The sequence below is a fragment of the Nocardioides sp. Soil774 genome (assembly GCF_001428125.1).
Taxonomy (GTDB): Bacteria; Actinomycetota; Actinomycetes; order Propionibacteriales; family Nocardioidaceae; genus Nocardioides.
On record NZ_LMSM01000006.1, the window covers coordinates 635845 to 661033 of the forward strand.

26 protein-coding genes are annotated in these 25189 nt (G+C 72.0%); 24 read left to right on the forward strand and 2 right to left on the reverse strand.

The window, feature by feature from the left end; all coding sequences use genetic code 11:
• Positions 1 to 4: 4 nt before the first annotated feature.
• From ASG76_RS08630 to ASG76_RS08680, 11 genes are all read left to right on the forward strand, one after another.
• Positions 5 to 1021, forward strand: a complete 1017-nt coding sequence (locus ASG76_RS08630; protein WP_056602054.1) for a zinc-dependent metalloprotease — start codon at positions 5 to 7, stop codon at positions 1019 to 1021.
• Positions 1018 to 1992, forward strand: coding sequence for a tRNA lysidine(34) synthetase TilS (tilS, locus tag ASG76_RS08635; protein WP_056602055.1), 975 nt, complete (start codon positions 1018 to 1020; stop codon positions 1990 to 1992). Before ASG76_RS08630 ends, tilS begins: the two co-directional genes overlap by 4 nt.
• Positions 1993 to 2030: 38 nt before the next feature.
• Entirely contained in the window at positions 2031 to 2582 is a 552-nt protein-coding gene (gene hpt, locus ASG76_RS08640) for a hypoxanthine phosphoribosyltransferase (RefSeq protein ID WP_056602056.1), read from the forward strand.
• 102 nt (positions 2583 to 2684) lie between these two features.
• Positions 2685 to 4751 carry an ATP-dependent zinc metalloprotease FtsH gene (gene ftsH, locus ASG76_RS08645; protein WP_056602057.1) on the forward strand — a complete coding sequence of 689 codons (2067 nt, stop codon included), beginning with the start codon at positions 2685 to 2687 and terminating at the stop codon, positions 4749 to 4751.
• A gap of 8 nt (positions 4752 to 4759) precedes the next feature.
• On the forward strand, positions 4760 to 5368 hold the full coding sequence (folE, locus tag ASG76_RS08650; RefSeq protein ID WP_414858320.1) for a GTP cyclohydrolase I FolE: 609 nt from the start codon (positions 4760 to 4762) through the stop codon (positions 5366 to 5368).
• Between the two features lie 20 nt (positions 5369 to 5388).
• Positions 5389 to 6243, forward strand: coding sequence for a dihydropteroate synthase (gene folP, locus ASG76_RS08655; RefSeq protein WP_056602303.1), 855 nt, complete (start codon positions 5389 to 5391; stop codon positions 6241 to 6243).
• Positions 6240 to 6614, forward strand: coding sequence for a dihydroneopterin aldolase (folB, locus tag ASG76_RS08660; RefSeq protein ID WP_056602059.1), 375 nt, complete (start codon positions 6240 to 6242; stop codon positions 6612 to 6614). The genes folP and folB overlap by 4 nt, the downstream gene beginning before the upstream one ends.
• Positions 6607 to 7176, forward strand: a complete 570-nt coding sequence (gene folK / locus ASG76_RS08665; protein ID WP_056602060.1) for a 2-amino-4-hydroxy-6-hydroxymethyldihydropteridine diphosphokinase — start codon at positions 6607 to 6609, stop codon at positions 7174 to 7176. Before folB ends, folK begins: the two co-directional genes overlap by 8 nt.
• A gap of 58 nt (positions 7177 to 7234) precedes the next feature.
• Positions 7235 to 7726 carry a DUF3180 domain-containing protein gene (locus tag ASG76_RS08670; RefSeq protein WP_056602061.1) on the forward strand — a complete coding sequence of 164 codons (492 nt, stop codon included), beginning with the start codon at positions 7235 to 7237 and terminating at the stop codon, positions 7724 to 7726.
• Positions 7727 to 7736: 10 nt separating this feature from the next.
• Positions 7737 to 8354, forward strand: a complete 618-nt coding sequence (locus tag ASG76_RS08675; RefSeq protein WP_056602062.1) for a hypothetical protein — start codon at positions 7737 to 7739, stop codon at positions 8352 to 8354.
• Between the two features lie 45 nt (positions 8355 to 8399).
• Positions 8400 to 9497: a GNAT family N-acetyltransferase gene (locus ASG76_RS08680; protein ID WP_082587360.1), complete on the forward strand. Its 1098-nt coding sequence runs from the start codon at positions 8400 to 8402 to the stop codon at positions 9495 to 9497.
• Between the two features lie 11 nt (positions 9498 to 9508).
• Here ASG76_RS08680 and ASG76_RS08685 read toward each other — a convergent pair whose 3' ends face one another.
• Entirely contained in the window at positions 9509 to 10492 is a 984-nt protein-coding gene (locus tag ASG76_RS08685) for an ABC transporter ATP-binding protein (protein WP_056602063.1), read from the reverse strand.
• A gap of 3 nt (positions 10493 to 10495) precedes the next feature.
• On the opposite strand from ASG76_RS08685, the gene ASG76_RS08690 reads away from it, so the two are divergent.
• The 3 genes from ASG76_RS08690 to ASG76_RS08700 are packed head-to-tail and all read left to right on the forward strand — an operon-like array spanning position 10496 to position 12959.
• Complete coding sequence (locus ASG76_RS08690; RefSeq protein WP_082587361.1) at positions 10496 to 11194, forward strand: ABC transporter permease; 699 nt, start codon at positions 10496 to 10498, stop codon at positions 11192 to 11194.
• Positions 11191 to 11955, forward strand: coding sequence for an ABC transporter permease (locus ASG76_RS08695; protein WP_056602064.1), 765 nt, complete (start codon positions 11191 to 11193; stop codon positions 11953 to 11955). Before ASG76_RS08690 ends, ASG76_RS08695 begins: the two co-directional genes overlap by 4 nt.
• A 53-nt stretch (positions 11956 to 12008) precedes the next feature.
• Positions 12009 to 12959, forward strand: coding sequence for an ABC transporter substrate-binding protein (locus ASG76_RS08700; RefSeq protein ID WP_056602065.1), 951 nt, complete (start codon positions 12009 to 12011; stop codon positions 12957 to 12959).
• 87 nt (positions 12960 to 13046) lie between these two features.
• Here the strand turns inward: ASG76_RS08700 and ASG76_RS08705 are convergent, their stop codons facing one another.
• Entirely contained in the window at positions 13047 to 14156 is a 1110-nt protein-coding gene (locus ASG76_RS08705; RefSeq protein ID WP_056602066.1) for a glycosyltransferase family 2 protein, read from the reverse strand.
• Between the two features lie 35 nt (positions 14157 to 14191).
• Between ASG76_RS08705 and ASG76_RS08710 the strand changes: the two genes are divergently transcribed.
• The 10 genes from ASG76_RS08710 to ASG76_RS08755 all read left to right on the forward strand — a co-directional run bounded on the left by ASG76_RS08710 (position 14192) and on the right by ASG76_RS08755 (position 25171).
• Positions 14192 to 15283: a sulfotransferase family protein gene (locus ASG76_RS08710; protein ID WP_056602067.1), complete on the forward strand. Its 1092-nt coding sequence runs from the start codon at positions 14192 to 14194 to the stop codon at positions 15281 to 15283.
• Positions 15280 to 16230, forward strand: coding sequence for a glycosyltransferase (locus ASG76_RS08715; RefSeq protein WP_056602068.1), 951 nt, complete (start codon positions 15280 to 15282; stop codon positions 16228 to 16230). The genes ASG76_RS08710 and ASG76_RS08715 overlap by 4 nt, the downstream gene beginning before the upstream one ends.
• 137 nt (positions 16231 to 16367) lie before the next feature.
• Positions 16368 to 17273 carry a Rossmann-like and DUF2520 domain-containing protein gene (locus ASG76_RS08720; RefSeq protein ID WP_056602069.1) on the forward strand — a complete coding sequence of 302 codons (906 nt, stop codon included), beginning with the start codon at positions 16368 to 16370 and terminating at the stop codon, positions 17271 to 17273.
• Positions 17270 to 18187 (forward strand): pantoate--beta-alanine ligase, encoded by a 918-nt coding sequence (panC, locus tag ASG76_RS08725; protein ID WP_056602070.1) that lies wholly within the window; start codon positions 17270 to 17272, stop codon positions 18185 to 18187. Before ASG76_RS08720 ends, panC begins: the two co-directional genes overlap by 4 nt.
• Positions 18188 to 18198: 11 nt before the next feature.
• Positions 18199 to 18615, forward strand: a complete 417-nt coding sequence (gene panD / locus ASG76_RS08730; protein WP_056602071.1) for an aspartate 1-decarboxylase — start codon at positions 18199 to 18201, stop codon at positions 18613 to 18615.
• A gap of 9 nt (positions 18616 to 18624) precedes the next feature.
• Entirely contained in the window at positions 18625 to 20298 is a 1674-nt protein-coding gene (locus tag ASG76_RS08735; protein WP_056602072.1) for an L-aspartate oxidase, read from the forward strand.
• A complete protein-coding gene (gene nadC, locus ASG76_RS08740; RefSeq protein WP_056602073.1) occupies positions 20295 to 21197 on the forward strand; it encodes a carboxylating nicotinate-nucleotide diphosphorylase in 903 nt (300 codons plus the stop codon). Before ASG76_RS08735 ends, nadC begins: the two co-directional genes overlap by 4 nt.
• Positions 21194 to 21964, forward strand: a complete 771-nt coding sequence (locus ASG76_RS08745; RefSeq protein WP_056602074.1) for a type III pantothenate kinase — start codon at positions 21194 to 21196, stop codon at positions 21962 to 21964. Before nadC ends, ASG76_RS08745 begins: the two co-directional genes overlap by 4 nt.
• Before the next feature lie 123 nt (positions 21965 to 22087).
• Positions 22088 to 22417 carry a histone-like nucleoid-structuring protein Lsr2 gene (locus tag ASG76_RS08750; protein ID WP_056602075.1) on the forward strand — a complete coding sequence of 110 codons (330 nt, stop codon included), beginning with the start codon at positions 22088 to 22090 and terminating at the stop codon, positions 22415 to 22417.
• A gap of 153 nt (positions 22418 to 22570) precedes the next feature.
• Entirely contained in the window at positions 22571 to 25171 is a 2601-nt protein-coding gene (locus ASG76_RS08755) for an ATP-dependent Clp protease ATP-binding subunit (protein ID WP_056602076.1), read from the forward strand.
• Positions 25172 to 25189: the final 18 nt, after the last annotated feature.

Genomic DNA, 25189 nt, shown 5'->3' on the forward strand with positions numbered 1-25189 from the left:
GGACATGAACCTCGTGGACTGGGACCTCGCCGTGACAGTGGGGTCCAGGGTGGCCGGCCCCGGGCCCGAGGTCAGTGCTGCCGAGGCGGAGGCCGCGGTCCTCGAGCTGCGTGAGGGAGCCGCCCGCTCCACGCCGCTGGTGCGCGAGTTCACCGGCCTGCACACCGAGTCGGGCACCGCACCCGTGCTCGTGGTCGACCGCACCGGCTGGCTGCGCGCCAACGCCGACGCCTTCTCCAAGATCCTCGCCCCGGTCGTCGACAAGCTCGTGGAGAAGAAGGGGCCGCCGTCCCCGCTCGCCGAGGCCTTCGGGTCCCGCGTCACCGGCGCCGAGGTGGGGCTCATGCTCGGCTTCCTCGGCTCGAAGGTGCTGGGCCAGTTCGACCCGTTCTTCGCCCCGCACGGCCGGCTGCTGCTCGTGGCGCCCAACATCGTCCACGTCGAGCGCGAGATCGGCGCCGACCCCACCGACTTCCGGCTCTGGGTGTGCCTGCACGAGGAGACCCACCGGGTGCAGTTCACCGCCAACCCGTGGCTCGGCGACCACCTGCTCGCCCAGATGCACGCGGTGGCCGACACGATCGAGCCGAGCGCGCTGCTCGACGGACTGCGCCGCGGGGCCGAGGCGATCCGCGGCGGCAACGGCAGCGTCCTCGACCTCATCTCCTCGCCGGAGCAGAAGGAGATCCTCGACCGGGTCACGGGCGTGATGTCGCTGCTCGAGGGCCACGCCGACGTGGTCATGGACGGCGTCGGCCCCAGCGTCATCCCGTCGGTCGAGCAGATCCGCACGAAGTTCAACCAGCGCCGCAAGGGCACCGGCGGCCTCGACAAGCTGCTGCGTCGGCTGCTCGGGCTCGACGCCAAGATGGCGCAGTACCGCGACGGCGCGATCTTCGTGCGCCACGTCGTCGACAAGGTCGGCATGGACGGCTTCAACGCCGTGTGGAGCGGACCGGAGACGCTGCCCAGCAAGGCCGAGATCGAGGACCCGGACGCCTGGGTCGCCCGGGTGCTGTGACGCTCCACCCCTCCGTCGCGGCGGTGCGCGTCCCGGTCCGGGCCGCGCTCTCGTCGCTCACCCCCGGTGACGTGGTGGCGGTGGCGTGCAGCGGTGGCGCTGACTCCCTGGCGCTGGCCTCCGCCGCGGTCTTCGAGGGTCGCAAGCTCGGCCTGCGCGTCGTCGGCGTCACCGTCGACCACGGCCTGCAGCCGGGCTCGGACGCCCAGGCCGACCGGGTGGTGGCCCAGCTCGCTGCCCTCGGCGTCCACGAGACCCTGACCGCGCGCGTGCACGTCGACGAGGCCTCCGGTCTCGGCCCCGAGGCCGCTGCGCGGGAGGCGAGGTACGCCGTCATGGAGCAGGTCGCCGAGCACCTCGGCGCGGCGGTGGTGCTGCTGGGCCACACCCTCGACGACCAGGCCGAGACCGTGCTCCTCGGCCTGGCCCGCGGCTCGGGCGGCCGCTCGCTGCAGGGCATGCGGCCGGGCTTCGGGGTGTTCGCGCGCCCGCTGCTCGGCGTACGCCGCGACGACACCGTGACCGCCTGCCAGGTCGAGGGCCTGGAGGTCTGGGACGACCCGCACAACCACGACGCCGGCTACGCCCGGGTCCGGGTGCGCGAGCGGGTGCTGCCGGTGCTCGAGGACGAGCTCGGCCCCGGCGTCGCGCAGGCGCTCGCCCGCACCGCCGACCAGCTGCGCGACGACACCGCGCTGCTCGAGGAGCTCGCTGCCGCTGCCTTCGAGCGCGTGCGCCACCTCGACGGCCTCGACGCGGTCGCGCTGGCCGCCGAGCCGCCGGCGCTGCGCCACCGGGTGCTCCACCGCTTCGCCCTCGACGCCGGCGCCCCCGCCTCCGAGCTGACGCGCGGTCACGTGCTGGAGGTCGACAAGCTGCTCGTCGCCTGGCGCGGCCAGCGCTGGGTCGACCTCCCCGGGCCGCTGCGGGCGATCCGTCGCGACGGGGTGCTGGTCCTCGAGGCGCCCTGACGCCCCGCCCTCCCCGGCCCGCGCCCTAGGCTGCACCCATGGACTCGTCCCACGTGGAGAACGACCTGGTCAACATCCTCTTCACCGAGGAGCAGATCCAGCAGCGGCTGGCCGAGATGGCGGTGCAGATCACCGAGGACTACGAGGGACGCGACCTGCTCGTCGTCGGCGTGCTGCGCGGTGCGGTCATGGTGATGGCCGACCTCGCGCGCTCCATGCCGCGCCACCTCGAGATGGACTGGATGGCGGTGAGCTCCTACGGCTCCGGCACCAAGTCGAGCGGCGTCGTACGGATCCTCAAGGACCTCGACACCGACATCAGCGGACGCGACGTGCTGATCGTCGACGAGATCATCGACACCGGCCTCACGCTCAGCTGGCTGGTCAACAACCTCTCCAGCCGCAGCCCGGCGAGCGTCGAGATCGCCACCCTGCTGCGCAAGCCCGAGGCGCTGTCGATGCCCGTGGAGCCGAAGTACGTCGGGTGGGACATCCCCAACGAGTTCGTCGTCGGCTACGGCCTCGACTACCGCGAGCGCTACCGCAACCTGCGCGACATCGGCACCCTCGCGCCCCACGTCTACAGCTGAGCGGGCCTGAGCGGCTCGCCCCGCTTCACCCCGCCTGAAAGAATGGGCGCCCGAGCGACCTGTAGCGTCGCCCCACCAACTCCGAACCGGTGAAAGTTGCCTGTGAAGCGCATATTCAAGGGTCCCTGGCTGTGGATCGTCCTGTCCGCGTTCGCGGTGCTGCTGGCGATCCAGTTCCTCGCGCCCAGTGACGGCTACGACGAGGTCAACACCTCGACCCTCGCCTCCTACATCGACGACGGCAAGGTCGACAAGATCACCTTCGTCGACGGCGACCAGGAGATCCAGGCCACCCTGGACGCGGGCACCCGCGCCGAGGGCGACAAGGTCGTGGCCTACTACATCCAGGGCGAGCAGGAGCAGATCCTCACCGCGGTGAAGGAGGCCAAGGCCGCCGGGACGCTGGACACCTACAACTCCAAGAACCCGCAGCCGAGCTTCCTCGGCTCGCTGGTCGCGACGCTCCTGCCGTTCGCGCTGATCATCCTGCTCTTCATCTTCTTGATGAACCAGGCGCAGGGCGGCGGCGGACGCGGCGTGATGCAGTTCGCCAAGTCCAAGGCCAAGCTCATCACCAAGGACATGCCGAAGACGACGTTCAGCGACGTCGCCGGCTGCGAGGAGGCGATCGAGGAGCTCGGGGAGATCAAGGAGTTCCTCACCGACCCGGCCAAGTTCCAGGCCGTCGGCGCCAAGATCCCCAAGGGCGTGCTGCTCTACGGCCCGCCCGGCACCGGCAAGACGCTGCTCGCCCGCGCGGTCGCAGGTGAGGCGGGCGTCCCGTTCTACTCGATCTCGGGCTCCGACTTCGTCGAGATGTTCGTCGGCGTGGGCGCCTCCCGCGTGCGCGACCTGTTCGAGCAGGCCAAGGAGAACCCGCCGGCCATCGTCTTCATCGACGAGATCGACGCCGTCGGCCGCCACCGCGGCGCCGGCATGGGCGGCGGCCACGACGAGCGCGAGCAGACGCTCAACCAGCTGCTGGTCGAGATGGACGGCTTCGACGTGCGCGGCGGGGTCATCCTGATCGCTGCCACCAACCGTCCCGACGTGCTCGACCCCGCGCTGCTGCGACCGGGCCGCTTCGACCGCCAGATCGGCGTCGACGCCCCCGACCTCAACGGCCGCCACCAGATCCTCAAGGTCCACTCGCGCGGCAAGCCGATCGCGCAGGACATCGACCTGCTGAGCATCGCCCGCCGCACGCCCGGCTTCACCGGTGCCGACCTGGCCAACGTGCTCAACGAGGCCGCGCTGCTCACCGCGCGCAACAACCAGAAGCTCATCACCGACGGGGCCCTCGACGAGGCGATCGACCGCGTCATCGCGGGCCCGCAGCGTCGTACGCGCCTGATGAGCGAGCGCGAGAAGCTCGTCACCGCCTACCACGAGGGCGGCCACGCCCTGGTCGCCGCGGCGCTGCCCGGCACCGACCCGGTGCACAAGGTCACGATCCTGCCGCGCGGTCGCGCGCTCGGCTACACGATGGTGCTGCCCGACCGCGACAAGTACTCCCAGACGCGCAGCGAGATGCTCGACTCCCTCGCCTACATGCTCGGCGGCATGGCCGCGGAGGCGCTGATCTTCCACGACGTGACCTCCGGTGCCGGCAACGACATCGAGAAGGCCACCAACCTGGCTCGCGCGATGGTGACCCAGTACGGCATGACCGAGCGCCTCGGCGCGGTCAAGCTCGGCGACAACAACTCCGAGCCCTTCCTGGGCCGCGACATGGGGCACACGCGCAACTACTCCGAGGAGACCGCCGCCGCGGTCGACGGGGAGGTCAAGAGCCTGCTCGGTCACGCGCACCAGGAGGCCTTCGAGATCCTGGAGACCAACCGCGACGTGCTCGACGCCCTGGTGCTCGCGCTGCTCGACAAGGAGACGCTCGACAAGGCCGAGATCGCCGAGATCTTCGAGCCCCTCTCCCGGCGTCCCGCGCGGCCGGCGTGGACGGGCTCCCCGCAGCGCGTGCCGTCGGCCATCCCGCCCGTCGACATCCCGCAGGAGATCCGCGACCGGGTGCACGCCGACGCGACGGCGCAGGAGGAGGGGACCCGCGGTGCGGGCGCGATCCTGACCCCGCCGGGTGCGGGCGGTGACGTCCACGGCGGCCCCCAGGCCCACCCCGACACCCCGACCCCGCCGTCCCCGGAGGCACCGTGACCGACCCCGTGACCCTGCCCGAGCGCCGTCCCGAGGACGTGCCGGCCTTCGACCAGGCGCGTGCCGAGGCCGCCGTGCGCGAGCTGCTGCACGCCATCGGGGAGGACCCCGACCGCGAGGGCCTGCTCGACACCCCCGCCCGCGTGGCCCGTGCCTACGCCGAGCTGACCCAGGGCCTGCGCCAGACCGCGGAGGACGTGCTCACGACCACCTTCGACATCGGCCACGAGGAGATGGTGCTGGTGCGCGACATCGAGCTGTGGTCGATGTGCGAGCACCACCTCGTGCCGTTCACCGGCGTGGCGCACGTGGGCTACATCCCGGCCGAGACCGGCAAGATCACCGGGCTGTCCAAGCTCGCGCGGCTCGTCGACGTCTACTCCAAGCGCCCGCAGGTGCAGGAGCGGCTCACCACCCAGGTCGCCGACTCGCTCATGGAGATCCTCGAGGCGCGCGGCGTCATCGTGGTGATCGAGGCCGAGCACCTCTGCATGACGATGCGCGGGGTCAAGAAGGCCGGTGCCCGCACGATCACCTCCGCGGTGCGCGGCGCGTTCCTCACCCACCAGGCCACCCGGGCCGAGGCGATGGCGCTGATCCACTCAGGCACCAGGTGACCGTCGGCGCCTCCTTCCGCATGCCCCGGGTGATGGGGATCGTCAACGTCACCCCCGACTCCTTCTCCGACGGGGGTCGCTGGGACACCACCGAGCGAGCGGTCGCCCACGGCCTCCAGCTGCTGGGCGACGGCGCGGACGTCCTGGACATCGGGGGCGAGTCGACGCGTCCCGGTGCGACCCGGCCGCTCGTCGCGGAGGAGCTCGACCGGGTCGTCCCGGTCATCCGTGAGCTCGTCGCCGCAGGGGCGTCCGTGTCGGTCGACACCATGCGGTCCGAGGTCGCGGAGGCCGCGCTGGCCGCCGGCGCGCGCACGGTCAACGACGTGTCCGGAGGACTCGCCGACCCGCGGGTCCTCGAGGTCGTCGCCGACCACGGCGCGACGTACGTCGCGATGCACTGGCGCGCCCACGCCGACCGGATGCGCGACTTCACCGACTACTCGCCCGACGGGGTCGTCGCGACCGTACGTCGGGAGCTCGCCGAGCGCCTCGACGCCGCGCTCGCCGCCGGGATCGACCTCGGGCGGATCGTCCTCGACCCCGGGCTGGGCTTCGCCAAGACCGCGGAGCACAACTGGCAGCTGCTGGTCTTCCTCGACCTCCTCGAGCCGCTGGGCTGCCCGCTGCTGGTCGGGGCCAGCCGCAAGTCGTTCCTCGGCTCGCTGCTGGGCGTCGACGGCGTGCCGCGCCCCGTCGACGAGCGCGAGCACGCCCACGCGGCGCTGGTCGCCCTGCTGGCCGCCCGCGGGGTCGACTGCCTGCGCGTGCACGACGTACGAGCCACCCGCGACGCCCTCGCGGTGGCCGAAGCCATGAGCCTGCGACAGCCCGGCCGGACGAGCTGGGTCACCACCCGGGAGGACGACGCATGACCGACGAGCTGAGCGTCAGTGGCATCGAGTGCTTCGCGCACCACGGTGTCTTCGACTTCGAGAAGCGTGAGGGGCAGGTCTTCGTGGTCGACCTCGTGCTGGGCATCGACACCCGCCCGGCCGCGGCCTCCGACGACCTGGTCGACACCGTGAACTACGGCACGCTGGTCATGGACGTGAAGGCGGCCGTCGAGAGCGAGCCGGTCGACCTGATAGAAACCGTCGTCCAGCGCATCGCGGACACGTGCCTGAGCGACCGTCGTGTTGAATGGGCGCGAGTCACGCTGCACAAGCCTGATGCACCCATCGACGCGACGTACTCGGACGTCGCGCTGACGATCACCAGAACGCGAGGCAACGCTCATGACTGAGACCCCCAACCCCAACATCGTGGACACCGACTCCCTCACCGGAGAGATGCACCCGATCCGGCGGGTGGTCCTGGCTCTCGGGTCCAACCTCGGCGAGCGGATGGCCACGCTGCAGGGGGCCGTGGAGGCCCTCGCCGACACCCCCGACTTCTTCGTCACCGGCGTCTCGCCGGTCTACGAGACCGACCCGGTCGACGCCCCCGACGGCTCCGGGCCCTACCTCAACGCCGTCCTGCTGGCCGACACCACGCTCCCCGCGGCCCGACTGATGGAGCGCGCGCTCGCCGTCGAGGACGCCTTCGAGCGCGAGCGCAGCGAGGTGCGCAACGCGCCGCGCACGCTCGACGTCGACCTCATCGTCGTCGGTGACCGTCGCTCCAACGAGGACTTCCTGCGCCTGCCGCACCCGCGGGCGCACCAGCGCGCGTTCGTGCTGCAGCCGTGGCACGACCTCGAGCCCGACGCGGTCTTCCCCGAGCACGGCCCCATCGCCGAGCTCCTCGACGCCGCCGACGCCACCGGTGTCCGCCGGCGCGAGGACCTCTCGCTCGAAGTCGGATGACCACCCCACGACGTCCCGCTCCTCCGCTGCGCTCCTCCGCACGACGCCGCGGGGACGGGTGAACGACGCCCCCGACGGCGAGCCGCCGCAGCCCAGCGGCACGCTGCGGCCCACCTCGGCCGGCTCCCTGACCGCCTGTGCGGTCGCCGGGCTGGTCGTCGGGTGGGGCCTGCACCCCGTCATGAGCCGGCTGGTCGGGCGTCCCCCGCTCATCTCGTGGGTGCAGGCGCTCGCCCTGGTGCTGGTCGCGGGGATCATGGCCTTCCTGGCGTGGCAGACCTGGCAGACCGTGCAGGTGCGCGGCGAGCGGCTCGAGCCGCACCGGGCGGTCAACCGCCTGGTCCTGGCCCGCGCGTGCGCACTGGGCGGCGCCGTGGTGACCGGCGGCTACGTCGGCTACGCCGTCAGCTGGCTCGGTGACGCCTCCCAGCTCGCCGACCGCTGGATCGTGCGGTCGGTCGTGGCGGCCGCGGGAGCCGCGGGGGTGACGCTCGCCTCGCTGGTGCTGGAGCGTGCGTGTCGCACGGGCGACCGGGGCTCGCAGCCCTAGTCTGGGGCCCATGTCCTCCCAGCAGCCTCAGCAGTCACAGGCGTCCCGCACCCCGGCCCGCCGTCGCCAGCGCAGCACGCGCCTGGCGGTCGCGGTCGGCCTGCTCGCCGTCGCTGCCGTGGTGGTCGTCGTCGCGCTCGCGTCGTCGTCGGCCGGCTTCACCGCCGTCGCTGCCGTCCTCGCCGTGCTGATGGGCGCCGCGGCGACCCGCATCACGCACTCCGAGCTGATGCAGGCCCGGCGGGACGCGGCGCGTGACCGCGCCGAGCAGGCGCAGGAGTACCGCGTCCTGACCGAGCGTCGTACGGCCGAGTCCGCGACCTTCGCCGCCGACATGCGCCGCAAGATCCTCGAGCGCGAGGAGGCCATCGACGTGCTCGAGCGCGCGCTGTCCTCGGCGCAGAAGAACGCTGCGGAGCAGACCCTCAAGCGTGGCCAGGAGGCCCGCCGCGCCGACGCCGCCGAGCGTGGTCGCGATGCCGCCGAGCGGGGCCGCGACGACGCGGAGAACCGCGCCGCCGAGGCCATCGTCGCCGTCGCCGAGCTCGAGGCCGAGATCGACGTCGTCCGCGCCGAGCTCGACTCGCTGCGCGCCGCCGCCGCGCGCCGCAACCACCGCAGCGCCTGAGCCTTTCCGCCACCGCTGTCCGGGCGTACGGAAGAATGGTCGTCCATGATCCCCGAGGACAACCGGTTCGAGAGCGACCCCGACGACGCGCTGCCCGACGACCCGGGGCTCCCGAAGGGCTGGAGCGCCGAGGCGCCTGACGGCGAGGACCCCGCCACCGTGGAGCGGCTGACCGAGCTGCTCCGTGCCCACGAGCGCGCCGGTCGCGGGTGGGCCGGCTCGGGCCAGGACGAGGTGCTCGTCGAGGTCTCCGAGCACGGCCTCGCGATGCGCGAGAATCTCGTCGTGCGCGACGGCCAGGGCCGCATCCGCGCCTGGGGGAGCGTGCACGACCGCGCGGAGGGCCGCATGCTCTTCGTGCACATCGTCGACCGCGAGATCGACGACCGCGCGGCCGACCGCTGCAGCGATGTGCTCTTCGAGTGGGCCGAGGCGCAGGCTCGAGCGGTCGGCGCCGCCCGCGGCCTCGAGGTCCAGCAGATCGACACCGGCGCCTTCGCCGACGACGAGCGCCAGCACGCGTGGCTCGCCGCTGCCGGCTTCGAGCGCGTACGCACGTGGTGGCAGATGAGCCGCTCGGTGGAGGCCGACGAGGCCGAGCTCGTCCCCGACCCGGCCCGCTGGGAGCGCAAGGGCGTCGTGTTCCGCCTGGTCGCTCGTGAGGGCGGTCCGGACTCCGGCGGCATGCCCGACGTCGACGACCTGCGCGCGGTGCACGAGGTGCTCGAGGGCGCCTTCACCGACCACTTCAACTCCGCGGAGGAGACCTTCCAGGAGTTCATCCACCGCCTGCGCGAGGACCCCGGCCACCGGTGGGACCACTGGTGGCTCGCGGAGATCACCGACGGCGACGGCGACCCCGAGCCGGCCGGTGCGCTCGTCGGCACGGTCAGCGAGTCCGACGCGGGCCCGGACGGGTCCTACGTCTCCTACCTCGGCGTGCTCGAGTCCGCCCGAGGCCGCGGCGTCGCCACCGGCCTGCTGCGCACGATCATCGCCGACGCCGCGTCGCGCGGACGCGACCGCGTGGGCCTCGAGGTCGATGCCGACTCACCGACCGGCGCCGACGGCCTCTACACCGCGATGGGCTGGGGCACGAAGTACGTCACGCAGTCCTGGCACCGGGACGTGCCGGTCACCTGACCCGCTGACGATCAGCGCAGCGAGGCCCGCAGGGCCCTGTGCACCCCGGCCGGGGTGAGCACGCCGAGGAAGGTCGGGCCGCGGCGCACGCCGATCATCGCCTTGTCGTCGCGCAGCATCGCGGCGAGCGCGTCCTCCAGCGAGGAGTCGATGTCGATCGCCGAGCCCAGGTCGCCGGTGGAGACGCCGTCGAGCGGCTCGAGGTGCTCCTCGCGGAGGCGGGTGACGGTGAGGGTGCGCAGGCCGCCGGCACCGACGAAGTCGGCCACCTGCTCGTCGGCGGGGTGGGCGAGCAGCTCGCCGGGGGTGGCGTACTGCGCGAGGCGGCCGCCGGCGGCGAACACCGCGACGCGGTCGCCCATGCGGATCGCCTCGTCGATGTCGTGGGTCACCAGCACGACGGTCTTGCCGAGCTCGGCCTGGAGACGACGGAACTCGTCCTGCAGCCGGCCGCGGACGATCGGGTCGACCGCGCCGAACGGCTCGTCCATCAGCAGCACGGGCGGGTTGGCGGCGAGCGCGCGAGCGACGCCGACGCGCTGTCGCTGGCCGCCCGAGAGCTCGTGGGGGTACTTGCGGGCGTACTGCGCCGGCTCGAGGCCGACGGTGGCGAGCAGCTCGTGGGCCCGCTCGCGCGCGGTCGACTTGGACTCGCCGTAGAGCAGCGGGACGGTCATCACGTTCTGCTCGATGCGCTGGTGGGGGAAGAGCCCGATCTGCTGGATGACGTAGCCGATGCCACGGCGCAGCTCCACCGGGTCGGCGTCGGTGACGTCCTGGCAGTCGAGCCAGATGCGGCCGGTGGTCGGCTCGATCAGCCGGTTGATCATCTTCAGCGTCGTGGACTTGCCGCAGCCGGAGGGGCCGACCAGGCAGACCATCTCGCCGCGGGCCACGTCGAGGTCGAGCTCGTGGACGGCGACGGTGCCGTCGGGGTAGGTCTTGCCGACGCCCTCGAGCCTGATCATCGGCTCCGCGCTGCGTGTAGCGTCCATGCGGTGACCTTACTGGGAGCCGCCGACGATCCGAGCTGCTACAGCCGCCTCGTCAACGACTGGGTCTGCCTCGACTACGTCGGCGACCGCCAGCAGGAGATCGTCGACGCCACCATCCAGCACGTCGGCATCACCGTCGTGTCGGTCGCGCTCGGCCTGGCCATCGCCTTCCCGCTCGCGCTCCTCGCCCGCCGGTTGCCGCGCCTGGAGTCGGCGATCCTCGCGGTCACCACCGGCATCTACACCGTGCCCTCGCTCGCGCTGTTCCCGCTGCTCGTGCCCTTCACCGGCCTGACCGCGACCACCGTCGTGATCGGCCTGGCCCTCTACGCGCTGACGATCCTGGTGCGCAGCCTGCTCGAGGGCCTGCGGTCGGTGCCCGACGACGTACGCGAGTCGGCGACCGGCCTCGGCTACGGCCGCGGCCAGCTCCTGCTGCGCGTCGAGCTCCCGCTCGCGCTCCCCGTCGTCATGGCCGGGCTCCGCGTGGCCACGGTCTCCACCGTCGCGCTCACCACCGTCGGCTCCCTGGTGGCCTACGGCGGTCTCGGCAACCTCATCAAGGACGGCGTGCTCACCAACTTCCGCGCCGAGCTCTTCACCGCCTCCCTGCTGTGCGTGGTGCTGGCCTTCGCCCTCGACGCGCTGCTGGTGCTGGTGCAGAGGATGCTCACGCCCTGGACGAGGGGAGCGAGAGCATGACCGTCTTCGGCGACATGTGGCGCTACCTCTCCGACGGCGCCAACTGGTCGGGCAGCGACGGCATCGCTGCCCTGCTCGGCCAGCAGCTCCTGCTGACGCTGACCGCGCTGCTGATGGCCATGGTCATCGGCCTGCCGGTCGCGCTGTGGCTGGGCCACCTGGGTCGCGGCGGGTTCCTTGCCATCAACATCTCCAACGTCGGACGCGCGATCCCGACCTTCGCGTTGCTGGCGCTGCTCGTCGTGGCGCCGTGGCCCGGCACCGACGAGCTCGGTCCCTACGGACGCGCCGGGCTGGCGACCCTGCTCGCGCTGACCCTCTTCGCGCTGCCACCGATCATCACGAACTCGTACGTCGCGATGCGCGAGGTCGCGCCCGACGTGCGCGAGGCGGCGCGCGGCATGGGGATGACCGGGTGGCAGCGGTTCTGGCGCGTCGAGCTGCCCCTCGGGCTGCCCCTGGTCGTGTCGGGCCTGCGGCTGGCGCTGGTGCAGGTGTGGGCGACCGCGACCATCGCCGCGCTCGTCGCCGGACCGGGTCTGGGACAGATCATCACCGACGGGTTCTTCCGCTCCAACTACGGCAAGGGCATCGCGGGCGCGCTCGTGGTGGCCGCCGTCGCCCTCGTGCTCGAGCTGCTGGCCGCGCTCGCCCAGCGCGCGGTGGACCCCTCCCGGCGCGGCACCCCAACAGGTGGTCGCGCAGACGCCTTGTCGGTGGCCCCGGCTACCGTTGACCCGACTGCCGAAACCGTCGGCTGACGACGCACATCCGGACACGCGCAGCCGACGCTGCGGGACACAGAAGGAACACCATGCACCTGGCTCGCTCCCTGGCCGCGGTCCTCGCCGCCAGCGCCCTCGCCCTCACCGGCTGCGCCGGTGACGACCTGTCCAACGACAAGACCTCCGACGACTCGTCCTCGGCGAGCGCCGACAAGGGCTCGGTGACCATCGCCGGGCAGAACTTCCCCGAGGCCACGCTCGTGGCCTCGATGTACGAGCAGCTCCTCGAGGACGCCGGCTACACGGTCGACACCAAGCTGGTCGACTCGCGTGACGCCTACATGCCCACCTTCCCCGGCGACGTCGACATCGTCCCCGAGTACGTCGGTGGCATCGTCAACTTCCTCAACGCCCAGGCCAACGGCGACAAGGCCGAGCCCTTCGAGGCCGGCGACGGCCAGCAGCTCGCCGACGACGGCAAGAGCCTGCTCGACGACGCCGGGATCACGCTGCTCGACATCTCCCCGGCCACCGACACCAACGCCTTCTTCGTGACGAAGGACTACTCCGAGTCCGAGGGCGTCACCACGCTCTCCGACCTCGAGGGCAAGAGCGTCGTGCTCGCCGCGGCGCCCGACTGCGAGGGCCGCCTCGACTGCGAGGGCGGTCTGTCCGACCAGTACGGCATCGACGTCACCAAGGTGCTCGAGCTCGGCTACGCCTCCGACCAGACCTACCAGTCGGTGATCGACGGCGAGTCGCAGCTCGGCGAGACCTCCACGACCGACGGCACCCTGGAGTCGCAGGGCCTCGTCGTGCTCGAGGACGACAAGGCGATCCAGCCCGCGCAGAACCTCGTGCCGGCCGTCTCCGCCGACTTCCTCGCCGACCACGCGGACGTCGCCGACATCCTGAACCCGCTGATGGCGGCGCTGACCACCGAGAAGCTCACCGAGCTCAACGGCAAGATGGCGGTCGACCGGGCCAAGCCCGAGGACGTCGCCAAGGAGTTCCTCACCTCCGAGGGCCTGCTCGGCTGAGACTGCTGCAGCCACGAGCCCCGGTCCGCGTCTCGCGGTCCGGGGCTCGTCTGCGTCCCGACCCTCGTGCGTCCTCGCGCGGCAGCCTCAGACCTCGTGGTCCCGCAGCGCCAGCGCCTCCGGTGCGATGCTCGTCTCGTCCAGGACCGAGGGCGGCACCGAGAGCCGCCACGCACCGGTCGCGACGTCCTGCACCCGCGGCGCCGGACCCTCGAGGCTCGCCGCCCACTCCATGAGGGCGGTCACGTCGGCGCGCCGGTCCTCGGCCACGAGCCACCCCGCGAGCCGGTGCACCGGCGGCAGCCCGCTGTGCACGAGCGAGCGCTGCCCCCACATCTCGAGGACGCCCGAGCGCAGCAGCCGCCACCACTCGGGCGAGCAGCCCGGCACGAGCAGGAAGTAGCGCCACAGGTCGCCGGCCAGCACCCGGTCGACGAAGACCTGCTCCACCTCGGCCGACCCGTGCGCGCGCACCGACGCCAGCGCCTCCCGCTTGGTCGACCAGCGGTCGGTGAGGTCCTGCACCGATGACGCGCGGGTCTGGGTGATCGACCCGGCACGGATGCGCCAGTGGTAGACCACCTCGTCGAGCACGTCGAAGGTGCCGTCGAGGAAGGCCCGGGTCGTCGTGGGCTGGTCCTCGTAGCGCACGCCCTCGGGCCAGGTCAGCCCGGCTGCGTCCCAGGAGGAGCGGCGCCACACCTTGTTCCACGCGAAGACGTCGCCGAGGATCTCGGGGCGCTGCTCGATCCGCGCGCCGCGGAGCGGGCGGTGCAGCCGGCGCATCCAGGGCGGCTCGACGAGCCGGCCGTCCTCCCAGCGCACGATCGAGCCGGTCGCGAAGTCGGAGCCCGATCGCTCGAGCGCGCCCACCAGGTCGGCGTACGCCGTGGGCGGGAGGACGTCGTCGGAGTCGAGGAAGGCGAGGTGGTCGCCGCGCACGTGCCGGGCGCCGAGGTTGCGTGCGGCGCCGAGCCCGCCGTTGGCCGAGTGCACGACGCTGATGCGGTTGTCGCGGCGCGCCCACTCGTCGGCGATCTCGCCGGTGCGGTCGGTCGCGCCGTCGTCGACGATCACCGCCTCCCAGCGCGTGTGCGTCTGGGCGAGCAGCGACCGCACGCAGTCGTCGAGGTAGTCCTCCACGCCCCACGCAGGGATGACCACGCCGAGCAGCGGAGCCCGGGAGAAGAGCCTCATACGGCCGGACCCTAGCCGCCGGTAGGCTGCCCGCCGTGACCGAGCAGCCGAGAGCCATCGACGAGATGAACCCCGACGGAGTGCCGCGCAAGGTCCTCTTCGTCGCCGGTGCCGGCCGCAGCGGCACGAGCACCCTGGCCGGCATCGTGTCCCGGCTCGGCATGCACGTCCCCCTGCCCGAGGTGCCGCCCGACGACTCCAACCCGCGTGGGTTCAGCGAGCCGCAGTGGGTCGTCGACGTCCACGACGAGTGGCTCGCCGAGGCGCTCGTGCAGGTGAGCGACTCGCGGCCCAACGCGTGGTTCGACACCGGCCGCATCTGCAGCCGCGAGCCCGCCCGCATCCGGGTCAGCGAGTGGCTCGAGCCGCACTTCGGCGAGCACCCCGAGCTGGTCGTCAAGGACCCGCGGCTGAGCTGGTTCCTCGGCCTGTGGCGGGTCGCGGCGATCCGCACCGGCGCCACGCCGGTCTTCGCCACGATGCTCCGCCCGCCGGCCGAGGTGGTCGGCTCGAAGCAGAAGTACTACGCCAACAAGCTCGGCTCGGCCCACCTCGCCGCCAGCTGGGTCAACATGCTGCTGCACACCGAGCGTGCCACCCGGCCCGCCGAGGGTGACGGCGGCCGCGTCTTCGTCCGCTACGAGGACCTGCTGACCGACTGGGTGAGGACCACGACGGCGCTGGGGCACGCGCTCGACCTGCAGACGATCATCCACACCCGCAGCGACCAGATCCGCGAGGTGCACCGCTTCATCGACCCGCACCTGCGCCGGGTCACGTCCACGCTCGACGACCTCGCGCTGCCCAGGCGGCTGCACGAGCTCACCGCGGCGACCTGGGACGAGCTCAACAAGCTCGCCGACGAGGGAGGCGACACCACTGCCGCCCACGCGACCTTCGACCAGCTGCGCGCTGAGTACGTCGACCTCTACGAGGAGGCCGAGGCGATCACCCGCTCGACCGCCCTCCACGCCCGGCTCCAGGGCAAGCGCCAGGCGCTCGCCGAGGCCCGCGAGGAGCCGCGCTCGCTGGCCGACCGGGTGCCCCACGACGTACGCGCCGCGATCCCGCCGTCGGTGCGTCGCGGGGTGCGCAAGGCGCTCGGGCGCACCCGGGACGACCAGTGACCGTCCCGATCGGCTCGGGCGACGGCCTCACCAACATCGAGGGCCACACGGACTTCGACATCGTCTGGCCCTGGAACCAGTCCGGTGGGCTGCGCCGTGGCGCGACGGCGGTGCTCCGGGTCAAGAACGAGGCACCGGGCCTGAGGTTCGTGCTCCCGCCGCTGCTGCGCGCGTGCGACCACGTGCTGCTCGTCGACAACGGCTCCGACGACGGCACCGGTGAGGAGGCGCTCCGCGTCGCCGCCGAGCACGGGCTGTCGGACAGGTTCACGTTGAAGGACTACCCCTTCGAGGTGGCCCGCGCCGGCGCCGAGCACCTCGCGGTCAACGAGCGCTCCGTGCACTCCCTGGCCTACTTCTACAACTGGTGCTTCTCCCACGTCCGCACCCGCTACTCGTGGAAGTGGGACGGCGACATGGTGCTCACCACCGAGGGCGAGGTGTCGATGGCCGACCTGTCGTGGCAGGTCGGGATGGCCGAGGCGGTCATCCGCTTCCCGCGCCACGGGCTCTACATCGAGTCCGAGCGGCGCGCCTTCCTCGACCTGGGCCTGCGCAACATCGAGGAGTGGGGCTTCCCGATGAGCCCCGACTACGTCTACACCAAGGCCCCGGAGTGGGAGATCCGCACGACGCCCGACCGCATCGAGCAGTTCGCGCTGCCGCAGGGCCTGTGCGTGGAGCTCAAGTGGCTCGACGGCGACGAGTTCGCCCACTGGACCAACCCGGAGTCCTTCGCGACCTCGATCCGCAACCGCCGCAAGCGGCGGGAGTGGCTGGTGTGGAACGCGCTGCACGACGGCGAGGTGCCCGAGGGCGTCGTGGAGATCGTGGCCCCCGACGGCGTGCACGTCGTCGACCACGTCACCCACACCTGGCTGCCGCGGGCGCCGCGGCCGTTCGTCGTCGACGACCCCGACCACGCCAAGCTCCACCTCCGCGCCTGACGACGTACGCCGTCACTCGTGGCAGGCGTGGCGTGCGTCACGCCTCGAGCCGTTCCCACCACGGAATCCGCAGGCGTAGGCTCCTTGTTGATCGCAGTAGATCGGTACCCGCGAGGGACTGAAACGAAGAGGTCGACATGACGAAGCTCTCCATCGGTGTGGTCGGTGCCGGCCGCGTCGGCGCCGTCCTGGCCGCCGCGCTCCGCGCCGCGGGCCACGAGGTCGTCGCCGCAGCCGGCGAGTCCGACGCCTCCCGTGGCCGCATCGAGGCGCTGCTGCCCGGCGTCGCAGCCGCCAAGCCCTCCGACGTGGCCCGCGCGTGCGACCTGCTGCTGCTCACCGTGCCCGACGACATGCTGTCCAACGTCGTCACCATGCTGAGCGCGAGCGGCGCGATCCGCGAGGGACAGGTCGTGGTGCACACCAGCGGTCGCCACGGCCTCGCCGTCCTCGAGCCGGCGCGCGAGGTGGGGGCGCGCACGGTCGCCCTGCACCCGGCGATGACCTTCACCGGCACCGAGGTCGACCTGCCCCGGCTGGCCGGCTGCGTCTTCGGCGTGACCGCCGCGGAGGCCGACCGTGCCCTGACCGAGGACCTCGTCGAGGACCTCGGCGGTCGCGCGATGTGGGTGCCCGAGGAGCGCCGCACGCTCTACCACGCGGGTCTGGCGCACGGTGCCAACCACCTCGTCACGCTGGTCGCCGAGGCGATAGAGATCCTGTCCGCCGCCGGCGCCGACGACCCCGCCGCGACCCTGCGCCCGCTGCTCACCGCGGCGCTCGACAACGCCCTGGCCGACGGCGACGCCGCGCTGACCGGACCGATCGTGCGCGGCGACGTCGAGACCGTGCGCGCCCACGTGGCCGGTCTCGTCGCCGACGCACCGCAGACCCTGCCGTCCTACGTCGCGCTCGCGCAGGCCACCATCGACCGGGCCGTCACCGACGGCCGCCTCCTGCCGATCCGCGCCTCGGCGATGCTGCGGGTGCTCGACGCCGCCCAGGCCTCGGCCCTGGCGCGGGCCTCGGACGTCGCTCGATGACCTCGCGTCCCGTCCTCGCCCACACGCGCGAGGAGCTCGCCGGCCTGCTCGCGGACGCCCGGCGCTCCGGTCTTCGCGTCGCGTTCGTCCCGACGATGGGCGCTCTGCACGAGGGGCACGCGAGCCTGGTGCGCACCGCCCGGGCCGTGACCGACGGGCCGGTAGTGGTGAGCATCTTCGTCAACCCGATGCAGTTCTCGCCGACCGAGGACCTCGACCGCTACCCCCGCACCCTCGAGGCCGACCTCGAGGTCTGCGCCGCCGAGGGTGTCGACATCGTCTTCGCGCCGAGCGTCGAGGAGATGTACCCCGGGGGCTTCAGCCACGACTCGGTGCACGACGGCGTGACGGTGGCCCCGGGCGCGCTGGCCACGATCCTCGACGGGGAGTCACGGCCGGGCCACTTCGACGGGGTGCTGACGGTGGTCGCCAAGCTCTTCGGGCTGGTCCGCCCCGACGTGGCCGTCTTCGGCGAGAAGGACTACCAGCAGCTGACCCTGGTCCGCCGCATGGTGCGCGACCTGTGCATGGGCATCGAGATCATCGGCGCCGAGACGGTGCGCGAGCCCGACGGCCTCGCGCTCTCCAGCCGCAACCGCTACCTCGACGCCGAGCAGCGTGGGACCGCGGCGCTGCTGAGCAAGGCGCTGCGGGCCGCGCAGGAGCGGGCGACGTACGGCGTCCCTGCCGCGCGCTGGGCGGCGATGTCGGTCCTCAACGTCGCGCCGGGGCTGGAGCTCGACTACCTCGCCCTCACCTCGCCCGAGCTCGGCGAGGCGCCGGAGACGGGCGAGGGCCGCATCCTGGTCGCCGCCCGCGTCGGCTCCACGCGCCTGATCGACAACATGCCGATCGTCTTCGAACGCTCGGTCCCCCTGGCGGGCACCGCACTCGCGGGCTCGACCACCACCTGAAGGAGCGGCTGATGCTGCGCACGATGATGAAGTCGAAGATCCACCGGGCCACCGTCACCCAGGCCGACCTGCACTACGTCGGGTCGGTGACCGTCGACGAGGACCTGCTCGACGCCGCCGACCTGCTGGCCGGCGAGCTCGTGCACATCGTCGACGTCACCAACGGCGCCCGCCTGGAGACGTACACGATCGCCGGCGAGCGCGGGTCGGGCGTGATCGGCATCAACGGCGCCGCCGCCCGGCTGGTGCACCCCGGCGACACCGTGATCCTCATCGGCTACGCCCAGATGGAGACCGCGGAGGCCAGGGAGCTCAAGCCGCACGTGGTGTTCGTCGACGCCGACAACAAGGTGATGGGCACCGGCTTCGACCCCGCGGAGACGTTCGGCGACGCCTCGCTCTCACGCGGCGACCTGGTCACTCGCTAGCCTCGCCGGATGAACGACGACCGGCCGGTCCCCGGCCGCCTCCGCGCGCCGGCACCCGGCTGGACCACCCGTGCCGACGTCGTGGTGGTCGGGTCCGGGATCGCCGGGCTCACCGCCGCGCTGCGGATCCACGCCGCCGATCCCTCGCTGCACCTGCTCGTCGTCACCAAGGACGTCCTCTCGGCGGGCTCGACCCAGTGGGCCCAGGGCGGCATCGCGGCCGCGCTCGGCCCGGGCGACACCCCCGAGCAGCACGAGCACGACACGCTGGTGGCCGGCGCGGGGGCCTGTGACGTCGCCGCCGTGCGCGCGCTGGTGACCGAGGGCCCCGAGGCCGTGCGCGAGCTGATCGCGCTCGGCACCCAGTTCGACCACCACCCCGACGGCGAGCTGTCGCTGACCCGCGAGGGCGGCCACCACCGCGACCGCATCGCCCACGCGGGGGGTGACGCCACGGGAGCGGAGATCCAGCGCGCCCTCATCGCCGCCGTCGAGCGGGCTCCTGAGATCGAGGTCGTCCAGCACGCGCTCGCCGTCGACCTGCTCCTCGGCGACGACGGCGGTGTGGCCGGGCTGACGCTGCACGTGCTGGGGGAGGGCCAGCGCGACGGCGTCGGCGCCGTCCACTGCCGCGCGGTCGTCCTGGCCTCGGGTGGGCTCGGGCAGGTCTTCAGCCAGTCGACCAACCCCAGCGTGTCCACCGGCGACGGGATGGCCGTGGCGCTGCGTGCCGGCGCCCGGCTGCGCGACCTCGAGTTCGTGCAGTTCCACCCGACCGTGATGTGGCTCGGGCCCGACTCGCAGGGCCAACAGCCGCTGATCTCCGAGGCGGTCCGCGGTGAGGGCGCCTTCCTCGTCGACTTCGAGGGCACCCGCTTCATGCAGGGCCAGCACGAGCTCGCCGACCTCGCCCCGCGCGACGTCGTGGCCAAGGCCATCACCCGACGGATGATCGAGACGGGCAAGCCGCACATGTGGCTCGACGCGCGTCACCTCGGACAGTCGTTCTGGGAGCGACGCTTCCCCACCATCCTGCGCGTCTGCCGCGAGCACGGGGTCGACCCGGTCACCGACCTGATCCCCGTGGCCCCCGCCCAGCACTACGCCTCGGGCGGCGTCGCGACCGACCTGTGGGGACGTACGACCGTGCCCGGGCTCTACGCCACCGGAGAGGTGGCGTGCTCCGGCGTGCACGGCGCCAACCGCCTGGCCTCCAACTCGCTGCTCGAGGGGCTGGTCTTCTCGCGCCGGATCGCCGACGTGCTGCCCGGCGAGCTGCGTGCCTGGGCGGACCCGGTCGTCGACGAGCGCCTCGAGGGCATCGTCGACGGCGAGCGCCGGCGGGGCATGCAGGACGTGATGACCACGCGCGTCGGCGTGCTCCGCCAGGCCGACGGGCTCGCCGAGGCGCTGGCCTACCTCTCCGGCCTCGACCACGGCGACGCCGTCATCGAGCCGGCCTCGTGGGAGACCACCAACCTGCTCGCGATCAGCACCGCGCTGGCCGAGGCCGCCGCGCTGCGCACCGAGACCCGCGGCTCGCACTGGCGTGAGGACTTCCCCGATCGCGACGACTCGCGGGCCGGGCACGTCGACTCGTGGCTCGACGCCGACGGCACCATCCGGGTCGAGTGGACCTACTCGCCCTCGACCGATCCCTCGACCAGTGAGGTCACCGCATGACCAGCCTCGACGACGTCCCTGTCGGACTCCGCGACGAGATCGCCGCTGCCGGCCTCGACCTCGACCACGTCTGGGACCTCCTGCGCCGCGCGGTCGAGGAGGACCTCCCCGACCCTGAGGCGGGCGACCCGACCAGCACCTCGACGATCGCCCTCGACGCGCGGGCCGAGGCCGTCCTCGCCGCCCGCGAGCCCGGTGTCGTCGCCGGTCTCGGGGTCGCCGCCCTGACCTTCTTCATGCTCGGCGCCGACGCCACCGTCACCGACCGGGTGCCCGACGGCACGCGGGTCGCGGCAGGCGACGTCGTCATGCGGGTCACCGGGCTGACCCAGCGGATGCTCGTCGCCGAGCGCACCGCGCTCAACCTCGCCTCGCACCTCTCCGGCATCGCCACCGCGACCGCCCGGTGGGTCGACGCGCTCGAGGGCTCGCCGACCCGGGTGCTCGACACCCGCAAGACCCTGCCCGGCCTGCGCGCGCTGCAGAAGTACGCCGTGCGCTGCGGTGGCGGCGTCAACCACCGCAGCAGCCTCCAGGACATGGCGATGGTCAAGGACAACCACGTCATCGCCGCCGGGGGAGTGCTGCCGGCGCTGGAGGCGATCCGCAGCCGCCACCCCGGCCTGCCGGTCGAGGTCGAGGTGACCACCCTCGACCAGCTCGACGAGCTGCTCGCGCTGCCGGAGCCGCCCGAGCGCATCCTGCTCGACAACATGGACGACGCGACCATGACCGAGGCCGTACGCCGCACCGGCGGACGCGTCCCGCTGGAGGCGAGCGGCGGCATCACGATCGAGCGGGCCGCCCGCGTCGGCGCCACCGGCGTCGACTTCGTCTCGGTGGGCGCGCTGACCCACTCGGTGCGGGTCCTCGACCTCGGCATGGATCTCTCCGCATGAGCCTGCTCGCCGCCGACATCGGCAACAGCCACACCTTCCTCGGCCTGCTCGACGGCGACGAGGTCACCGCCCACTGGCGGGTGGCCACCGACGAGCGACGCACTGCCGACGAGTGGTCGGTGCTGATCCGTGGGTTGCTCGCCGGGCGCTTCGACGACGTCGACGGCATCGCGGTGTGCGCGACCGTGCCGGCGGTGCTCCACGAGTGGCGCGAGATGCTCGAGCGGCACTTCGCCGCCGTGGATGCGATCGTGGTCGAGCCCGGGGTGCGCACCGGGATCCCGGTGCTGATGGACAACCCGCGCGAGGTCGGCACCGACCGCATCGTGAACTCGCTCGCCGCCGCCACCCTCTACGGCGGTCCGGCGATCGTGGTCGACTTCGGCACCGCCACGACGTTCGACGTGGTCAACGCGAAGGGGCAGTACGTCGGCGGCGCGATCTCGCCGGGCATCGAGATCTCCCTCGAGGCGCTGGGGCGGCGCGGCGCGCAGCTGCGCAAGGTCGAGCTCGCGCGCCCGCGCTCGGTGATCGCCAAGAACACGGTCGAGGCCTTGCAGAGCGGCATGGTCTTCGGCGTCGCGGCCCAGGTCGAGGGCCTCGTCGCGCGCATGATCGCCGAGCTCGGTGAGGACGAAGCCGACGTCACGGTGATTTCCACCGGCCATTTGGCAGCGCTTCTCGTGGATGATTGTTCATGTTTCACCCACCATTCCCCGTGGCTCACGCTGCAGGGATTGCGGCTCGTATTCGAGCGCAATTCCTGAATTGTCCGCGTCAGGGAATTCCTGACTCCTTGTCTTTCCTCGTTCTTTCTTTTGTGCCAATGCAAGATTGCTGTCACACTCCAATTCCCTCCTCGCCGAAAAAGAGCAAAGGAAACAACTCCCATGGCACAAAAGGTCAACATCGTCCTCGTCGACGACCTCGACGGCTCCGAGGCCACCGAGACCGTCTCCTTCGGCCTCGACGGCGCGTCCTACGAGATCGACCTCAACGACGCCAACGCCGCCGCGCTGCGCGACGCGATGAGCGGCTACGTCGGCCACGCGCGCAAGGTCACCGGCGGCGGCCGCCGGGCGCGCAAGTCGTCGGGATCCACCTCCTCGGCGTCCAACACCAAGGACGTGCGCGAGTGGGCCAAGGCGCAGGGCATGGAGGTCTCCGAGCGCGGGCGCATCTCCGCCGACGTGCAGCAGGCCTACGACGCCGCGCACTGACGTCACCCCTCCTCGTCACGGGCCCGTTCGCTGTGAGCGGACGGGCTCGTGCATGGGGCGGGAACACGTAGGCTGATCTCGGGCGTTGAGCCCAGTGTCCGCACCCCGGCCCCGTGCCGGACCCGTGGACCACGCAGACGTAGAGGAGCGCACATGTTCGAGCGGTTCACCGACCGAGCCCGGCGAGTTGTCGTGCTGGCCCAGGAAGAGGCCCGCATGCTCTCCCACAACTACATCGGGACCGAGCACATCCTGCTCGGCCTCATCCACGAGGGCGAGGGCGTCGCTGCCAAGGCCCTCGAGTCCCTCGACATCTCCCTGGAGGCCGTGCGCGCCCAGGTCGAGGAGATCATCGGCCAGGGCCAGCAGGCCCCGTCCGGCCACATCCCGTTCACCCCGCGCGCCAAGAAGGTGCTCGAGCTCTCGCTGCGCGAGGCGCTCCAGCTCGGCCACTCCTACATCGGCACCGAGCACATCCTGCTCGGGCTGATCCGTGAGGGCGAGGGCGTCGCGGCGCAGGTGCTGCAGAAGCTCGGCGCCGACCTCAACCGGGTGCGCCAGCAGGTCATCCAGCTGCTCAGCGGCTTCCAGGGCAAGGAGTCGGCCGCGTCCGGCGCCCAGACCACCGGCTCCGGTGGCGAGGCCCCCTCGAGCTCGCTCGTCCTCGACCAGTTCGGCCAGAACCTCACCCAGGCCGCCCGCGAGGGCAAGCTCGACCCGGTCATCGGGCGCGAGCAGGAGATCGAGCGCGTGATGCAGATCCTGTCGCGCCGCACGAAGAACAACCCCGTCCTCATCGGCGAGCCCGGTGTCGGCAAGACCACGATCGTGGCCGGCCTCGCGCAGGACATCGTCAAGGGCAACGTGCCCGAGACGCTCAAGGACAAGCAGATCTACACCCTCGACCTCGGTGCGCTCGTCGCCGGCTCGCGCTACCGCGGTGACTTCGAGGAGCGCCTCAAGAAGGTGCTCAAGGAGATCCGCACCCGCGGCGACATCGTGCTGTTCATCGACGAGATCCACACCCTCGTCGGGGCCGGTGCGGCCGAGGGCGCGATCGACGCCGCCAGCATCCTGAAGCCGATGCTGGCCCGTGGCGAGCTGCAGACCATCGGGGCCACCACGCTCGACGAATACCGCAAGTACCTCGAGAAGGACGCCGCGCTCGAGCGCCGCTTCCAGCCGATCCAGGTGCAGGAGCCCTCGATCGCGCACACGATCGAGATGCTCAAGGGCCTGCGCGACCGCTACGAGGCGCACCACCGTGTGACGATCACCGACGAGGCCCTGGTCTCGGCGGCGACGCTGGCCGACCGCTACATCTCCGACCGCTTCCTGCCTGACAAGGCCATCGACCTCATCGACGAGGCCGGTTCGCGACTGCGCATCCGCCGGATGACCGCGCCGCCGGACCTGCGCGAGTACGACGAGAAGATCGCCGACGTGCGCCAGCGCAAGGAGGCCGCCATCGACGGGCAGGACTTCGAGGCTGCGGCCCGCCTGCGCGACGAGGAGAAGCAGCTCGCTGCCCGCCGTGCCGAGCGCGAGAAGCAGTGGCGCGCCGGTGACCTCGACGAGGTCGCCGAGGTCGACGAGGAGCTGATCGCCGAGGTCCTGGCCGTCGCCACGGGCATCCCGATCGTCAAGCTCTCGGAGGAGGAGTCGACCCGTCTGCTCAAGATGGAGGACGAGCTCCACAAGCGCGTGATCGGTCAGGAGGAGGCCGTCAAGGCTCTCTCCCGCGCCATCCGTCGTACGCGTGCGGGTCTCAAGGACCCCAAGCGCCCCGGTGGCTCGTTCATCTTCGCCGGCCCGTCCGGTGTCGGCAAGACGTGGCTGTCCAAGACGCTCGCGGAGTTCCTCTTCGGTGACGAGGACGCGCTGATCCAGCTCGACATGAGCGAGTTCAGCGAGAAGCACACGGTGTCGCGCCTGTTCGGCTCGCCCCCCGGCTACGTCGGTTATGAGGAGGGCGGCCAGCTCACCGAGAAGGTGCGCCGCAAGCCGTTCTCGGTCGTGCTCTTCGACGAGGTCGAGAAGGCCCACCCCGACATCTTCAACAGCCTGTTGCAGATCCTCGAGGAAGGCCGCCTGACCGACTCCCAGGGTCGTGTGGTCGACTTCAAGAACACCGTCATCATCATGACGACCAACCTCGGCTCGCGTGACATCGCCAAGAGCGTCAACCTCGGCTTCGGCGCGGTCGGCGCAGACCCGGCGGGCTCCTACGAGCGGATGAAGAGCAAGGTGTCGGAGGAGCTCAAGCAGCACTTCCGCCCCGAGTTCCTCAACCGAGTCGACGAGATCGTCGTCTTCCCCCCGCTGTCGCAGGAGCAGATCGTGGCGATGGTCGACAACATGATCGCCGCCGTCGAGCTGCGCATGAAGGACCGCGACATGTCGCTCGAGCTGACCCAGCCCGCGAAGGCGCTGCTGGCCGAGCGCGGGTTCGACCCGGTGCTCGGTGCACGCCCGCTGCGTCGCACGGTGCAGCGCGAGATCGAGGACGTGCTCGCCGAGAAGATGCTCTTCGGCGAGGTCGGCCCCGGCCAGATCGTGCTCGTGGACGTCGAGGGCGAGGGCCCGACGGCGAAGTTCACCTTCAGGGGTCAGAAGAACTCCACGGTCCCCGACCTGCCGCCGTTCGAGACCGCCGACCTGGCGATCGAGCCGCAGCGTGACGACGAGGGCAACCTCGAGGGTCCGGACGACTCCGACGGTCCGGTCGACGTGCCCAAGGCCCCCGAGGCCTGACCGAGCGGGCACTTCGTG

What these genes read in the sequence shown, in the direction of transcription:
- ASG76_RS08745 (WP_056602074.1), top strand. Translation starts at nt 21,194, where the DNA reads ATGAGCCTGCTCGCCGCCGACATCGGCAACAGCCACACCTTCCTCGGC.
- ASG76_RS08750 (WP_056602075.1), top strand. Translation starts at nt 22,088, where the DNA reads ATGGCACAAAAGGTCAACATCGTCCTCGTCGACGACCTCGACGGCTCC.
- ASG76_RS08735 (WP_056602072.1), top strand. Translation starts at nt 18,625, where the DNA reads ATGAACGACGACCGGCCGGTCCCCGGCCGCCTCCGCGCGCCGGCACCC.
- ASG76_RS08685 (WP_056602063.1), bottom strand. Translation starts at nt 10,492, where the DNA reads ATGGACGCTACACGCAGCGCGGAGCCGATGATCAGGCTCGAGGGCGTC.
- ASG76_RS08705 (WP_056602066.1), bottom strand. Translation starts at nt 14,156, where the DNA reads ATGAGGCTCTTCTCCCGGGCTCCGCTGCTCGGCGTGGTCATCCCTGCG.
- panC (WP_056602070.1), top strand. Translation starts at nt 17,270, where the DNA reads ATGACCTCGCGTCCCGTCCTCGCCCACACGCGCGAGGAGCTCGCCGGC.
- hpt (WP_056602056.1), top strand. Translation starts at nt 2,031, where the DNA reads ATGGACTCGTCCCACGTGGAGAACGACCTGGTCAACATCCTCTTCACC.
- folK (WP_056602060.1), top strand. Translation starts at nt 6,607, where the DNA reads ATGACTGAGACCCCCAACCCCAACATCGTGGACACCGACTCCCTCACC.
- ASG76_RS08695 (WP_056602064.1), top strand. Translation starts at nt 11,191, where the DNA reads ATGACCGTCTTCGGCGACATGTGGCGCTACCTCTCCGACGGCGCCAAC.
- panD (WP_056602071.1), top strand. Translation starts at nt 18,199, where the DNA reads ATGCTGCGCACGATGATGAAGTCGAAGATCCACCGGGCCACCGTCACC.
- ASG76_RS08700 (WP_056602065.1), top strand. Translation starts at nt 12,009, where the DNA reads ATGCACCTGGCTCGCTCCCTGGCCGCGGTCCTCGCCGCCAGCGCCCTC.
- nadC (WP_056602073.1), top strand. Translation starts at nt 20,295, where the DNA reads ATGACCAGCCTCGACGACGTCCCTGTCGGACTCCGCGACGAGATCGCC.
- ASG76_RS08680 (WP_082587360.1), top strand. Translation starts at nt 8,400, where the DNA reads ATGATCCCCGAGGACAACCGGTTCGAGAGCGACCCCGACGACGCGCTG.
- ASG76_RS08755 (WP_056602076.1), top strand. Translation starts at nt 22,571, where the DNA reads ATGTTCGAGCGGTTCACCGACCGAGCCCGGCGAGTTGTCGTGCTGGCC.
- ASG76_RS08630 (WP_056602054.1), top strand. Translation starts at nt 5, where the DNA reads ATGAACCTCGTGGACTGGGACCTCGCCGTGACAGTGGGGTCCAGGGTG.
- folB (WP_056602059.1), top strand. Translation starts at nt 6,240, where the DNA reads ATGACCGACGAGCTGAGCGTCAGTGGCATCGAGTGCTTCGCGCACCAC.
- folP (WP_056602303.1), top strand. Translation starts at nt 5,389, where the DNA reads ATGCCCCGGGTGATGGGGATCGTCAACGTCACCCCCGACTCCTTCTCC.
- ASG76_RS08675 (WP_056602062.1), top strand. Translation starts at nt 7,737, where the DNA reads ATGTCCTCCCAGCAGCCTCAGCAGTCACAGGCGTCCCGCACCCCGGCC.
- ASG76_RS08720 (WP_056602069.1), top strand. Translation starts at nt 16,368, where the DNA reads ATGACGAAGCTCTCCATCGGTGTGGTCGGTGCCGGCCGCGTCGGCGCC.